The organism is Pseudomonas sp. Z1-14 (genome assembly GCF_051132005.1).
Lineage (GTDB): Bacteria > Pseudomonadota > Gammaproteobacteria > Pseudomonadales > Pseudomonadaceae > Aquipseudomonas.
This window is the reverse complement of sequence record NZ_CP071646.1, coordinates 2,674,263-2,687,582: the sequence shown is the minus strand read 5'-3', so window position 1 is coordinate 2,687,582 and position 13,320 is coordinate 2,674,263. Positions and strand designations below refer to the sequence as shown.

12 protein-coding genes are annotated in these 13,320 nt (G+C 63.0%); 7 read left to right on the top strand and 5 right to left on the bottom strand.

Going from position 1 to position 13,320, the window contains the following annotated elements; translation table 11 throughout:
* The first annotated feature begins 329 nt into the window (after positions 1–329).
* From J3P89_RS12250 to J3P89_RS12220, 7 genes are all read left to right on the top strand, one after another.
* Positions 330–1,133 carry a putative hydro-lyase gene (locus J3P89_RS12250; RefSeq protein ID WP_434697681.1) on the top strand — a complete coding sequence of 268 codons (804 nt, stop codon included), beginning with the start codon at positions 330–332 and terminating at the stop codon, positions 1,131–1,133.
* 24 nt (positions 1,134–1,157) lie between these two features.
* Positions 1,158–1,706: a hypothetical protein gene (locus tag J3P89_RS12245; protein WP_434697680.1), complete on the top strand. Its 549-nt coding sequence runs from the start codon at positions 1,158–1,160 to the stop codon at positions 1,704–1,706.
* Between the two features lie 59 nt (positions 1,707–1,765).
* Positions 1,766–2,707 carry a LysR family transcriptional regulator gene (locus J3P89_RS12240; protein ID WP_434697679.1) on the top strand — a complete coding sequence of 314 codons (942 nt, stop codon included), beginning with the start codon at positions 1,766–1,768 and terminating at the stop codon, positions 2,705–2,707.
* 87 nt (positions 2,708–2,794) lie between these two features.
* A complete protein-coding gene (locus J3P89_RS12235) occupies positions 2,795–4,171 on the top strand; it encodes a UDP-glucose dehydrogenase family protein (RefSeq protein WP_434697678.1) in 1,377 nt (458 codons plus the stop codon).
* A gap of 173 nt (positions 4,172–4,344) precedes the next feature.
* The gene (locus J3P89_RS12230; RefSeq protein ID WP_434697677.1) at positions 4,345–5,052 is read left to right on the top strand and encodes an HPP family protein; all 708 of its coding nucleotides are present in this window, start codon (positions 4,345–4,347) and stop codon (positions 5,050–5,052) included.
* A 134-nt stretch (positions 5,053–5,186) separates the two neighbouring features.
* Entirely contained in the window at positions 5,187–6,293 is a 1,107-nt protein-coding gene (locus tag J3P89_RS12225) for an enoyl-CoA hydratase/isomerase family protein (protein ID WP_434697676.1), read from the top strand.
* Between the two features lie 2 nt (positions 6,294–6,295).
* Positions 6,296–7,447, top strand: coding sequence for an acyl-CoA dehydrogenase family protein (locus J3P89_RS12220; RefSeq protein WP_434697675.1), 1,152 nt, complete (start codon positions 6,296–6,298; stop codon positions 7,445–7,447).
* Between the two features lie 123 nt (positions 7,448–7,570).
* On the opposite strand, the gene J3P89_RS12215 is transcribed toward J3P89_RS12220, so the two are convergent.
* Genes J3P89_RS12215 through J3P89_RS12195 form a run of 5 tightly spaced genes read right to left on the bottom strand, consistent with a single transcriptional unit; the run spans position 7,571 to position 13,136 of the window.
* Positions 7,571–8,344, bottom strand: a complete 774-nt coding sequence (locus tag J3P89_RS12215) for an enoyl-CoA hydratase (RefSeq protein ID WP_434697674.1) — start codon at positions 8,342–8,344, stop codon at positions 7,571–7,573.
* A gap of 13 nt (positions 8,345–8,357) precedes the next feature.
* Positions 8,358–9,485: an acyl-CoA dehydrogenase gene (locus J3P89_RS12210; protein WP_434630989.1), complete on the bottom strand. Its 1,128-nt coding sequence runs from the start codon at positions 9,483–9,485 to the stop codon at positions 8,358–8,360.
* A 9-nt stretch (positions 9,486–9,494) separates the two neighbouring features.
* Positions 9,495–10,682: an acetyl-CoA C-acyltransferase gene (locus tag J3P89_RS12205; RefSeq protein ID WP_434697673.1), complete on the bottom strand. Its 1,188-nt coding sequence runs from the start codon at positions 10,680–10,682 to the stop codon at positions 9,495–9,497.
* An 11-nt stretch (positions 10,683–10,693) separates the two neighbouring features.
* A complete protein-coding gene (locus J3P89_RS12200) occupies positions 10,694–11,455 on the bottom strand; it encodes an SDR family NAD(P)-dependent oxidoreductase (protein ID WP_434697672.1) in 762 nt (253 codons plus the stop codon).
* Between the two features lie 16 nt (positions 11,456–11,471).
* The gene (locus tag J3P89_RS12195; protein WP_434697671.1) at positions 11,472–13,136 is read right to left on the bottom strand and encodes an AMP-binding protein; all 1,665 of its coding nucleotides are present in this window, start codon (positions 13,134–13,136) and stop codon (positions 11,472–11,474) included.
* Positions 13,137–13,320 lie beyond the last annotated feature (184 nt).

Genomic DNA, 13,320 nt, shown 5'->3' with positions numbered 1-13,320 from the left:
CCCGCTGGGCTGCGCAGCAGACCCATTTTATGAACGCTTCGCGCTCAAGCGGGAGCAAGCTCCCTCGCCACGGGATATCAATCGCTCAAGCGAACCACATTGACGTCGGGGCAGATTCTTCCCACCGGCGCCGGACAGCGTCAAACGGGAAAAAAGCCGGCTCGGGCATAAGAAAATCTGATGCATGCCGGGTCGCAGCTGGTCTGACTTCGCTGCCTCGAGCGTCGGATAACTTTTTGTTGTCAGGGGGTACCAGTTTTCCTTGTTGGACGCCGTCGTCCGGGGCTTCTACAAAGGAGCTCTAACAAAAAACCAATGGAGATATCACGATGCCGCCGTCCGCCCTGACATTCGAACAACTGCAACAGTGTTCGCCCCAGGCCCTGCGCCAGAACATCGCGGCCGGTCGCTACCACGGCCACACCAGCGGCCTGGGCCAGGGCCGGGTGCAAGCCAACATCGTGATCCTGCCGGGTGACTGGGCCGACGAATTCCTGCGCTACTGCACGCTCAACCGCCAGGCGTGTCCGGTGCTGGACGTGAGCGAACCGGGGGATCCGTTCCTGCGCAACCTCGGCGCGCCCATCGATATCCGCCACGAAGTACCGCGCTATCGGGTCTTTCGTCACGGCGAGTTGAGCGAAGAGCCGATGGACATCGAACACCTGTGGCAGGACGACATGGTGACCTTCGCTCTCGGCTGCTCGTTCTCGTTCGAGCAACCCCTGCTGGAGGCCGGTATACGCCTGAGGCACATTGACCTGGGGCGCAACGTTGCCATGTTCCGCACCAACATCGACACGCGCCCCACCGCGCGCCTGTCTGGCAAAATGGTCGTGAGCATGCGCCCGATGAAGGCCGCCGCGGCGATCCAGGCGATCCAGATCACCGGACGCATGCCCAACGTCCATGGCGCCCCGGTCCACATCGGTGATCCGTCGCTGATCGGCATTGATTCCCTGGACACGCCGGACTATGGCGACGCAGTGCCGGTGGAAGCCGACGAGGTCCCGGTGTTCTGGGCCTGTGGCGTGACGCCGCAATCGGTGGTGCAGGCTTCGCGACCGCCGCTGTGCATCACCCACGCACCGGGTTGTATGCTGGTGACCGACGTTTTGAACAGCGCGTTGTGATACCCGACCTGAAATGGAGATCTGATGAACAGCCCGCAGCGATCAATCGAACATTACATCCGCGCCAAGGACGGCAACCGCCCTCACCTGCTGGACCAGGCCTTCATCCAGGACGCAGTCCTGGGCATGGTGGTCCGCACCGGCTCCATCGCCTTCCCGGAGCATGTCGCAGGTCGTGGCGCGATGGGTGACGTACTGGTGAGCCGGTTCAACCAGGCGTTCGAAAACGTCTACACGTTCTGCCTGGGCAGCCCTCCTCACGCCAACGTCCGCACCTACGAGTGCAAATGGTTGGTCGCGATGTCGGACAAACACAACGGTGAGGTCAGGGTCGGTTGTGGCCGCTACGACTGGCGATTCAGCGCCGAGTCCGGGCTGTCCGAGGGGCTCACGATAACCATCGAACACATGAAGACCCTGCCGGCAGCCGAGCTTACGGAAGTCATGGCCTGGGTGTCGGGTCTGGAATATCCGTGGTGCGACGCCGCTGCGGTCCTCGGCGAGGTGCCGGATTCAAGGACGCTTGAAGACGTGGTCCAATACCTCTCGTCCAGGGATTGCAGGACCGGTTGATCACCGGCGCTCCCGGACAATCCAACACCTTGCCCCGCCCGTTTCAGGAGCCGCCGCCCATGAATATCAAGTTTCTGGAAACCTTCGTCTGGGTCGCCCGCCTGAAGAGTTTTCGCCTCACGGCGGAAAAGCTGTTCACCACCCAGGCGTCGATTTCCAGCCGGATTGCAGCCCTGGAAGACGAGTTGGGCGTGCGTCTGTTCGTGCGTGATTCCAAGGGCGTGTCATTGACTTCCGAAGGCCAGCGGGTGCTGGAGTACGCCGAGCGCATCATGGACACCATGCACAGCATGAAAGCCGTGATCAAGGACCCACGCCAGGTACGCGGGCGGATTCGCATCGGCGCGATGGACACGGTGATCCATACCTGGCTCAGCCCGTTGGTCACGCGCCTGATGGAATGCTACCCGGCGCTGGAAATCGAACTGTCGGCCGACACCGCGAGCAACCTGTGCACGCAACTGGAGAAAGGCTACCAGGACATCATTTTCCAGACCGACATCCTGCGCCTCGACAGCGTGCGCAATGCGCTCCTGACGCGTTATCCGATGCACTGGGTGGTGCGCAGCGGCTCATCCTTTGACCGCCACTACGCATCGCTGGACGAACTGTCCCAGGAGCGCATCGTGACCTTCTCGCGCAACTCCCGGCCCCACCAGGACCTCCTGAACATGCTGCACTCGGCCAACATCGTCTCGCCGCGGATCAATTGCGTGAACTCCGCCTCGGCGATCACCCGCCTGGTTCGTGATGGCTTTGGTATCGGCGCCATGCCGGCGGCGCTGGTGGTAGGCGAATTGAACCAGGGCAGCTTGACGCTGGTGGACGGCGTGCCGCTGCCGTCGGTGATGGACATCGTCGCTAGTTGGCGGACCGGCGCGGGCATGGAGCGGGTTGAAGACATCGTCAGCCTGACGCGGGAAGTGGTGGACGACTACGTGGGGCAACTGCCGGTGCCGTACCGGTTGGTGGTAAGTGAGGCCCCGGCGAACTGTCAGTGAACTGCAACATCCCGGACTTATTCTCGGCTGAGCACGCCGCGGCGAACCGCTGCCGGCGCCCGCTCGGGATGGTCCAGGGAGTCCGCCATGAAAATCAGTGTGTTCGGCAGTGGTTACGTTGGATTGGTGCAAGCCGTCGTGTTGGCCGAGGTCGGTCATGACGTGGTGTGCATGGACATCGATGAGCAGAAGATCGAGCTCCTGCGTCAGGGCCAGGTGAGCATTTTCGAACCGGGCCTGGCGACGTTGGTGCGCGAGGGGCTGGAAGCCGGGCGTTTGCGCTTTACCTGTGATGAACAGGTTGCGGTGCAGCATGGGCAGGTCCTGTTTATTGCCGTGGGAACCCCCTCCAGGGAGGACGGCTCGGCGGATCTGCGCCAAGTCCTCGCCGTCGTTGACGCGGTCGCCCGCCATCGCGAGCAACCGATTGTCGTCGTGGAGAAATCCACCGTGCCGGTGGGCACCGGCGACATCCTGCGGGCGCACATCGATCGATGCCTGCTCAAGGCCGGTCGCCTGCTGCAGTTCGATATCGTCTCCAACCCCGAATTTCTCAAGGAAGGCTCGGCGGTCGCCGATTGCCGCCGCCCGGATCGCATCGTGATCGGCTGCGAGCGTGAGGAGGTGCGCGAAACCATGCGCGACCTGTATGCGCCGTTCAACCGCAACCACGACCGGATCCTGTTCATGGACGTGCGCAGCGCGGAGCTGACCAAATATGCCGCCAACGGCATGCTGGCGACCAAGATCAGCTTCATCAACCAGATCGCCGAACTGGCCGAACACCTCGGCGCCGACATCGAGTCGGTGCGCCAGGGTATCGGCGCCGACTCGCGCATCGGCTATCACTTCATCTACCCAGGCTGCGGCTACGGCGGTTCATGTTTCCCCAAGGACATGCGCGCCTTGATCCACACGGCCGAGCAGGCGCGTTGCTCCAGCGATCTGCTGCAAGCGGTGGAAACCATCAACCAGCGGCAGAAACACAAGTTGTTCGAACGCATCCAGGCCTTCTACCAGGGTGACCTGCGGGGCAAGACCTTTGCGCTGTGGGGCCTGGCCTTCAAGCCCAACACTGACGACATGCGCGACGCGCCCAGTCGCACCCTGTTGGAAGCGCTGTGGTCCGCCGGGGCCAGCGTCCGGGCGTTTGATCCGGAGGCCATGCAACAGACCCAGCTGCTCTATCCCAATGAAGCGAAACTGATGCTCATGGGCACACCGGAATCGGTGCTGGCCGGGTCCGACGCGTTGATCATCTGCACCGAATGGCAGTCATTCAAGGCGCCGGACTTCCAGTTGATCCAGCAACGCCTCAAGGCGCCGGTGATTTTTGACGGGCGCAACCTCTACGACCCGGATCGCATGGCCGACAGGGGCTTCAGCTATTTCCCGATGGGCCGGGGGCAATCCTGCGAATTACCCATCGCGCAGCAGTCGTGGCCGCGAGCCAGAAGTGCCTGACGTTCTTTGCTTCAAAATAAATGCACTCAACCAGCATTAATATGAATTTGTAAGCAAGGTTGGCGAGCGGCACACTGTGTACCGTTCCTCCCCCAATTGTTGGAACACTTAAAGGGCTTTCAGGGATTCTCCCGTAAGCCCCTTTTTTTGTTCGTTTTTTGGATGTTCGCTTGATGCTTGCTCGCTGGTTCCCCGCTGCTATCAATACCCGCCCCACCGAATGGAGTCGCGCCGCCATCGGCATGGCCCTTGGAACAATGTTCAGTGTCTGGCTCTGTGGCCAGGTATTCGGTCTTGAAGTGGCGCAACACCTGATCGGCCCGCTCGGCGCCTCGGCCGTGCTGTTGTTTGCCGTGTCATCGGGTGCCCTGGCCCAACCCTGGTCGATCTTCGGTGGTTATCTGTGCGCATCGGTCGTGGCGTTGCTGGTCGCCCATGTGCTCGGCCGCACGCTGGGTAGCGCATGCCTGGCGGCCGGCATGGCACTGGTGCTGATGTGCTGGCTGCGTTGCCTGCATCCACCGGCCGGCGCCTTGGCGGCGACGCTGGTGCTGGCAGACGCATCCATCGTCGCCCTCGATTGGCAGGCGCTTGGCGCCGCCATGCTGGCCGGCTCCGGCCTGCTCGTCTTCGCGCTGGCCTACAACAATTTCACGCGGGTGCGCTATCCCAAGCGAGCCAGCGAGCCGGCAGCGGTGATTCCCGCCGACCATCCCCCCATTGATCGCCAGGCGATCACCGCCGAAGACTTGAAACTTGCGCTTGAGGAAATGGAACCATTCTTCGACGTAACCCCCGAAGATCTCGAACAATTGATCCACGCCAGCGAGCGGCATGCCAAGCGTCGCAGCATCACGGAGGTGCTGTCGGGTCGCGGCTGAGCCTGTGGCTGCTATAAATATGCAGACAGGACCTGCACGTATCCCGGTTGTGCAATGCAAATTTGCGCTGTTACGATCCCGACCGGGTACGCGCTTAAAAATTTATAAAGAACAATAAAAGCAGGGAGTTAGCGATGACAGTTCAGGTTTCATCCCAAGCTGCGGGCAGCATCGAAACCGCGCCCTACGAGGTGTTGGTCGACGTTCGCAACCACATCGGCCACCTGACCCTGAACCGCCCCGCCGGCCTGAACGCCCTTACCCTGGGCATGGTGCGCAGCTTGCAGCAGCAACTCGATAGCTGGGCCACCGATTCGCAGATCCGCGCCGTTGTCTTGCGCGGAGCCGGCGACAAGGCGTTTTGTGCGGGCGGCGATATCCGCTCGCTGTACGACAGCCACAAGCAGGGCGACACGCTGCACGAAGACTTCTTCGTCGAGGAATACGCCCTCGACCTGACTATCCACCATTACCGCAAACCGATCCTCGCCTTGATGGACGGCTTCGTACTGGGCGGCGGCATGGGTCTGGTGCAAGGCGCCGACCTGCGGGTGGTGACCGAGCGCAGCCGACTGGGCATGCCCGAGGTCGGCATTGGCTATTTCCCGGATGTCGGCGGCAGCTATTTCCTGCCGCGCATTCCCGGTGAACTGGGTATCTACCTGGGCGTCAGTGGGGTGCAGATCCGCGCTGCCGACGCGCTGTACTGCGGGCTGGCCGACTGGTATCTCGACAGCCAGAAAATGACCCAGCTCGATGAACGTCTCGACCGCCTGGACTGGCGCGATTCACCGCTCAAGGACCTGCAAAGCCTGCTGGCGAAAATGGCGGTCCAACAGTTGCCTGCCCCGCCCCTGGCCGACTTGCGGCCGGTGATCGATCATTTCTTCGCCCTGCCGGATGTTCCGAGCATGGTCGAGCAGTTGCGCCAGGTCACGGTCGCCAACAGCCACGAGTGGGCGCTGAAGACCGCCGAGCTGCTGGAAACCCGCTCGCCCCTGGCGATGGCGGTGACCCTCGAAATGCTGCGACGCGGCCGGCACCTGAGCCTGGAAGACTGTTTTGCCCTGGAGCTGCACCTGGACCGGCAATGGTTCGCGCGCGGCGACCTGATCGAAGGCGTACGTGCCCTGCTGATCGATAAAGACAAGAACCCGCGCTGGAACCCACCGACCCTGGAGGCGCTGGACGCCGACCATGTGGCGAGTTTCTTCGACGGCTTCGACTACCACGGGAATTGAACATGCACGACCTTGAGCTGACCGAAGAACAAGTGATGATCCGCGACATGGCCCGTGATTTCGCCCGCGGTGAAATCGCGCCCCACGCCCAGGCCTGGGAAAAAGCCGGCTGGATCGACGATGGGCTGGTGGCAAAAATGGGCGAGCTGGGCCTGCTGGGCATGGTGGTGCCCGAGGAATGGGGCGGTACCTATGTCGACTACGTGGCCTACGCCCTGGCGGTGGAGGAAATCTCGGCAGGTGACGGTGCTACCGGAGCACTGATGAGCATCCACAACTCCGTAGGTTGCGGGCCGGTGCTGAATTTCGGCAGCGATGACCAGAAACAGACCTGGCTGGCGGATCTCGCCAGCGGCCAGGCCATCGGCTGCTTCTGCCTGACCGAACCACAGGCCGGCTCCGAGGCGCACAACCTGCGTACGCGGGCGGAACTGAAAGATGGTCAATGGGTAATCAACGGCGCGAAGCAGTTCGTCAGCAATGGCAAGCGCGCCAAGCTGGCGATCGTGTTTGCCGTGACGGATGCGGACCTTGGCAAAAAAGGCATTTCGGCGTTCCTGGTGCCCACCGACACGCCCGGTTTCATCGTTGACCGCACCGAGCACAAGATGGGCATTCGTGCCTCGGACACCTGTGCCGTCACGCTGAGCAACTGCACCATTCCCGAAGCCAACCTGCTGGGCGCACGGGGCAAGGGCCTGGCCATCGCCCTGTCCAACCTCGAAGGCGGGCGCATCGGCATCGCCGCCCAGGCCCTGGGCATCGCCCGCGCGGCATTCGAAGCGGCCCTGGCCTATTCCCGGGATCGGGTGCAGTTCGACAAACCGATCATCGAACACCAGAGCATCGCCAATCTGCTGGCCGACATGCACACCCGCCTGAACGCCGCTCGCCTGCTGATCCTGCATGCCGCGCGACTGCGCAGCGCCGGCAAGCCATGCCTGTCGGAGGCGTCGCAAGCCAAGCTGTTCGCCTCGGAAATGGCCGAGAAAGTCTGCTCCTCGGCCATTCAGATCCATGGTGGCTATGGCTATCTTGAGGATTACCCGGTGGAGCGCTATTACCGCGACGCGCGGATTACCCAGATCTACGAAGGGTCGAGCGAGATTCAGCGGATGGTGATTGCTCGGGAGCTCAGGCACTACCTGGTGTGATGCCAAAAGCTTCGCGAGCAGGCTCGCTCCCACAGTGGATCGGCGGGGTACGCAACATCTGTGTACGCCGCCAAACCCTGTGGGAGCGAGCTTGCTCGCGATGGCGTCAGTGGTGACGTCGCATTACTTGTCTTGGAACTCCGCCGCGCGTTTGGCCACGAACGCCGCCATGCCTTCTTTCTGATCCAGCGTGGCGAACGCCGCATGGAATACCCGGCGTTCAAAACGCACACCCTCGGACAGGCTGACTTCGAAGGCGCGGTTGACGCTCTCCTTGACCATCATGCTGATGGGCACCGATTTGGAGGCGATCAAGGCCGCGGTTTTCAGGGCTTCGTCCAGCAACTCGTCAGCCGGAACGATGCGCGCCACGATGCCGCAACGCTCGGCTTCCACCGCATCGATGAAGCGTCCGGTCAGGCACATTTCCATGGCCTTGGCCTTGCCCACCGCACGGGTCAGGCGTTGGGTGCCGCCCATGCCCGGCAGCACGCCGAGATTGATTTCCGGCTGACCGAACCTGGCGTTGTCACCGGCCAGGATGAAGTCGCACATCAGGGCCAGTTCGCAGCCGCCGCCCAGGGCAAAACCGTTCACCGCCGCGATGATCGGCTTGCGGCGATTGGCAACCCGGTCGCTGTCGCTGAACAGATCGTCCAGGTAGATCTGCGGATAGGTCAGTTCGGCCATCTCCTTGATATCGGCGCCGGCGGCAAAGGCTTTTTTCGAGCCGGTCAGGACGATGCAGCCGATCTTCGGATCCGCCTCCAGGCTGTCCAGCGCCTGGTTCAGCTCGCTGACAATCTGCGCATTCAGGGCGTTCAGCGCCTGGGGACGGTTGAGAGTGATCAGGCCAACACGGTCCTTGATCTCCAATAAAATCGTTTCGTAGCTCATGCGGGACTCCTGTTCAAAGGTTGCGCGAAATGACCATGCGCTGAATGTCGCTGGTGCCTTCGTAGATCTGACAGACCCGCACGTCGCGGTAGATGCGCTCCAGCGGGAAATCGTTGAGGTAACCGTAGCCACCGAGGGTTTGCAAGGCCATGGAGCAGACCTTCTCGGCCATTTCCGAGGCGAACAGCTTGGCCATGGACGCTTCTACCAACGCCGGCTGGCCGGCATCGCGCAGCGCGGCGGCGTAGTGCACCATCTGCCGCGCCACGGCGATCTGGGTCGCCATGTCGGCCAGGCGGAACGCCACGGCCTGATGCTCGATGATCGGCTTGCCGAAGCTCTGGCGTTCACGGGCATAGTCGCGAGCGGCTTCGAACGCCGCGCGGGCCATGCCCACCGACTGCGCCGCGATGCCGACTCGCCCGCCTTCGAGGTTCGCCAGGGCGATCCTGTAGCCGTCACCCTCCTCCCCGAGACGATTGGCCACCGGCACCTTCACATCCTCGAAAAGGATCTGGCAGGTATCGGAAGCATGCTGGCCGAGTTTGTCCTCGACCCGCGCGACGCTGTAGCCCGGCGAATCGGTGGGCACAATAAATGCACTGATGCCACGCTTGCCGGCGCTCGGGTCGGTGACAGCAAACACGATCACCACGCCAGCGTTCTGCCCGGACGTGATGAACTGCTTGCACCCGTTGAGCACGTAATGATCGCCCTCCAGCCGCGCCCGCGTCTTCAGGCTGCTGGCGTCGGAGCCAGCCTGGGGCTCGGTCAGGGCGAAAGCGCCGAGCATCGCGCCACTGGCCAGCGGCGTGAGGAACCGGGCCTTTTGCTCGTCGGTGCCGAATTTGAGTATCGGCACGCAGCCCACCGAGTTGTGCACGCTCATGATGGTCGAGCAGGCACCGTCGCCGGCAGCGATTTCCTCCAGGGTCATCGCATAGGCCAGGTAACCCGTGTCACAGCCGCCCCACTGCTCCGGCACCAGCATGCCGAAAAAGCCCAGTTCGGCCATTTCAGCGATGGCCTCCTTGGGGAAGCGGTGCTCACGGTCCCATTCGGCGGCGAACGGCTTCAGGCGCTCCTGGGCGAATTGCCGGGCCATGTCGCGGATCTGGGTCTGTTCTTCAGTCGCAAGCATTGTGATTCCTCAGTACAGGCATTCGACGGCCATGGCGGTGGCTTCGCCGCCGCCGATGCAGATCGCCGCGACGCCGCGCTTGAGGCCTTTCTGGCGCAGGGCCGAGAGCAGCGTCACGAGGATTCGCGCGCCGGATGCGCCGATCGGGTGGCCCAGGGCACAGGCGCCGCCGTGGACGTTCACCTTGTCCTGGGGGATTTCCAGCTTGTCCATGGTCACCAGGCCGACCACGGCGAAAGCTTCGTTGACTTCGAACAGATCGACGTCGCCCAGCGACCAGCCGGTCTTGCTCATCAGTTTTTTCACCGCACCAATCGGTGCCGTGGGAAACAGGCCCGGGGCGTCGGCGAACGCGGCGTGGCCGTGAATCACCGCCAGCGGTTTCAGACCGCGCTGCTGCGCCTGGCTCTGGCGCATCAGTACCAGGGCGGCGGCGCCATCGGAAATCGAGCTGGCGTTGGCCGCCGTCACCGTACCACCGTCGCGGAACGCCGGCTTGAGCGTGGCGATCTTGTCGATCCGCGCCTTGGGCGGCTGCTCGTCGTGACGGATGGTGACCTGTTCCTTGCCGACCATGACCTGCACCGGTACGATCTCGGCGTCAAAGCTGCCGTCCTTGATCGCCTGCTGGGCACGGGTGGTGGACGCGATGGCGAAGGCATCCTGGGCCTCACGGCTATAGCCGTTGGTCTCGGCGCAGTCTTCGGCGAAAGTGCCCATCAGGCGGCCCTTGTCGTAGGCGTCTTCGAGGCCGTCGAGGAACATATGGTCGAGCACCTTGCCATGGCCCATGCGCAAGCCGCTGCGGGCACGATCGAGCAGGTACGGCGCGTTGGACATGCTTTCCATTCCGCCAGCCACCACCACTTCGGCGCTGCCCGCGACGAGCATGTCGTGGGCGAGGATTGCCGCTTCCATGCCTGAACCGCACATCTTGTTGAGCGTGGTGCAGCGGGTCGATTTGTCGAGCCCGGCGCCCAGCGCCGCCTGGCGTGCCGGTGCCTGGCCCTGGCCTGCGGCAAGCACGCAACCGAACAGCACTTCTTCAACCGCCTGTGGCGAAATGCCGGCCCGCTCCACGGCGGCCTTGATGGCGGCGGAACCCAGCTGCGGCGCGCTGAGGCTTTTCAGTTCGCCCTGGAAGCCGCCCATCGGGGTGCGGACGGCGCTGACAATGACAATCGGATCGTTGGACATGACAAATCCTCCTATTTGGCGGCCATGCGCAAGGCGCCGTCGAGACGGATCACCTCGCCGTTGAGCATGCTGTTTTCAATGATATGCCGGACCAGCGCGGCGTACTCGGCGGGTTTGCCCAGGCGCGGCGGGAACGGCACGCCGGCGGCCAGGGAGTCACGTACTTCCGGCGTCATGCCGGCCATCATCGGGGTTTCGAAGATCCCTGGCGCGATGGTCATTACGCGGATACCGAAGCGCGCCAGTTCACGGGCGGCTGGCAGGGTCAGGCTGGCAATCGCGCCCTTGGACGCCGCGTAGGCGGCCTGGCCGATCTGACCGTCGAAGGCTGCTACCGAGGCGGTATTGATGATCACCCCGCGTTCGCCGTCGGCATTGGCCTCGGTTTCGGCGATGGCCGCTGCAGCCAGGCGCAGCAGGTTGAAGCTGCCGATCAGGTTGACGTTGATCACCTGGCTGAAGCTTTCGAGTGCGTGCGGGCCGTTCTTGCCGAGGATCTTCTCCCCGCGCACGATGCCGGCGCAATTGACCAGACCGTTCAAGCCGCCGAACGCATCCACCGTGGCCTTGACTGCCGCTTCTGCGGCCGCTTCGTTACTGATGTCGGCGACCACGCTCCGGCAACCGAGCTTTTGCGCCTGGGCGGCCACCGCATCGGCGTTGAGGTCGACCAGCATCACGTTGGCGCCGGCCTTGACGAGCATTTCGCCGGTGGCCGCACCGAGGCCGGAAGCACCGCCGCTGACGAGAAAAATCTTGTTGTCGATCTGCATCATGGTTTCCTTGGATTCAAGCTGAAACGTTCTGCGCCAAGGCCTCTTGAGCCTTGGCGATCTCCTGGTTGCGCAAGATAAAGCGCTGCAACTTGCCGCTGGGGGTCTTCGGCAAGTCGCTGACAAATTCGATTTCACGGGGGTACGCATGGGCCGCCAGGCGCTTGCGCACATGCTGGCGCAATTCTTCGGCCAGCTCCGGCGCTGCGCGGTACTGAGCGCTGAGCACCACAAAAGCTTTCACCAGCTCGGTGCGCTCAGGGTCGGGTTTGCCGATGACCGCGGCTTCTACCACGGCCGGATGCTCGATCAGCGCGCTTTCCACGTCGAACGGGCCAACGCGATAGCCGGACGTGGTGATCACGTCATCGCTGCGGCCGACGAAGCTGATGCTGCCGTCGGGGTTGGATTCGACGGTATCGCCACTCAAGTAATAATCGCCGACGAACGCCTTGGTCGGCCCGCCTTCGTAACCGGCGAACCAGCACATCGGCGACTGGCTGCGATCGACGGCAAGAATGCCTGGCTGCCCTACCCCCAACTCCCGTTGATTTTCATCCAGCACCACGATGCGGTGGCCCGGCGAGGCAAAACCGGCCGCGCCCAAATGCACCGGGTGGTCGAGGCCGTGGTGGTTGCACAGCACCATGCCCAGCTCGGTCTGGCCGTAATGGTCATGGATCACCACGTTCAGGTTCTCGGCAAACCAGCGGATCACTTCCGGGTTCAGCGGCTCGCCGGCGCTGCTGACGATGCGCAGCTTGCCCTGGATCGAGCGGGCGAACTGCTCGCCGCCAGCGATCAGCAAACGGTAGGCCGTTGGTGAGCCCGCCAGGTTGCTGATGCCGTATTTGTTGATCACCCGGCAGGTGCTTTCCAACGTGAAGGGGCCATCGTAGAAAGTGATCGGATGCCCAAGCGCCAGAGGCCCGGTCACGCCGAAATAGATGCCGTAGGCCCAGCCCGGGTCAGCGACGTTCCAGAACGCGTCTTCGGGGCGCAAGTCCACGGCGTCACGCATGTAGCTCTGGAATGCGACGATGGCCTTGAGCGGAACCGACAGCGCCTTGGCCGGCCCGGTGGTGCCGGAGGTGAACATCAGCAGGAACGGATCTTCGCCGGTCAGCATCAGCGGTTCGCACTGGTCGGAATGGTTGGCCAGTTCGGCCCAGAAACTGTAATCGCCGCGGACGATGCCCTGGCCCTTCGCCCCGCCGACCGTAACGATGGTGGGGCACCCGAGCACTTCGTTGAGCTTGGGCCGGTTGCTGGCGTCAGTGACCACCACGCGCGCGCCGGAACTGCCGAGGCGGTGCTCGATGGCCTTGGGTCCGAATGCGGTGAACAGGGGCTGGTACACCGCGCCGATACGCCAGGTGGCGAGCACCAAGATCAGCAGTTCGGCATTGCGCGGCAGCAGGCCGGCGACCTTGTCACCCTTGCCGACACCTTGGGCGCGCAGGAAATTGGCGAAACGCGCGGCGTTGTCCTGCAGGTCACGGTAAGTCCACGTCGCATCGCTGCCGTCACGCCCCTCCCAGAACAAGGCGATGCGCCCCGGCAAGGCATGTCGGTCGCAACATTCCACGCAGGCATTGAGCGCCTCGAGCGAACCGTGCAAAGCGGCATTGGCGGTGTGCAGGTAATCGAACTGCGACGTGGCGGACGAATAATCGCGCATGACCAGAATCCCTCTGTACTTTTTATTGGTGGGGGAACCGTGAATAGCAGGGAAATACTCGCGCCGAAGGGGCTGCGGGGCAATGGTCAAAGCTTTCAAGTTGCTTGACTGGTTTGGCCATGGATCGGGGGGTGTGTTGTCAGTGAGGTCCTCTTCGCGAGCAGGCTCGCTCCCACATTGAAAA

What these genes read in the sequence shown, in the direction of transcription:
- J3P89_RS12250 (WP_434697681.1), top strand. Translation starts at nt 330, where the DNA reads ATGCCGCCGTCCGCCCTGACATTCGAACAACTGCAACAGTGTTCGCCC.
- J3P89_RS12245 (WP_434697680.1), top strand. Translation starts at nt 1,158, where the DNA reads ATGAACAGCCCGCAGCGATCAATCGAACATTACATCCGCGCCAAGGAC.
- J3P89_RS12240 (WP_434697679.1), top strand. Translation starts at nt 1,766, where the DNA reads ATGAATATCAAGTTTCTGGAAACCTTCGTCTGGGTCGCCCGCCTGAAG.
- J3P89_RS12235 (WP_434697678.1), top strand. Translation starts at nt 2,795, where the DNA reads ATGAAAATCAGTGTGTTCGGCAGTGGTTACGTTGGATTGGTGCAAGCC.
- J3P89_RS12230 (WP_434697677.1), top strand. Translation starts at nt 4,345, where the DNA reads ATGCTTGCTCGCTGGTTCCCCGCTGCTATCAATACCCGCCCCACCGAA.
- J3P89_RS12225 (WP_434697676.1), top strand. Translation starts at nt 5,187, where the DNA reads ATGACAGTTCAGGTTTCATCCCAAGCTGCGGGCAGCATCGAAACCGCG.
- J3P89_RS12220 (WP_434697675.1), top strand. Translation starts at nt 6,296, where the DNA reads ATGCACGACCTTGAGCTGACCGAAGAACAAGTGATGATCCGCGACATG.
- J3P89_RS12215 (WP_434697674.1), bottom strand. Translation starts at nt 8,344, where the DNA reads ATGAGCTACGAAACGATTTTATTGGAGATCAAGGACCGTGTTGGCCTG.
- J3P89_RS12210 (WP_434630989.1), bottom strand. Translation starts at nt 9,485, where the DNA reads ATGCTTGCGACTGAAGAACAGACCCAGATCCGCGACATGGCCCGGCAA.
- J3P89_RS12205 (WP_434697673.1), bottom strand. Translation starts at nt 10,682, where the DNA reads ATGTCCAACGATCCGATTGTCATTGTCAGCGCCGTCCGCACCCCGATG.
- J3P89_RS12200 (WP_434697672.1), bottom strand. Translation starts at nt 11,455, where the DNA reads ATGCAGATCGACAACAAGATTTTTCTCGTCAGCGGCGGTGCTTCCGGC.
- J3P89_RS12195 (WP_434697671.1), bottom strand. Translation starts at nt 13,136, where the DNA reads ATGCGCGATTATTCGTCCGCCACGTCGCAGTTCGATTACCTGCACACC.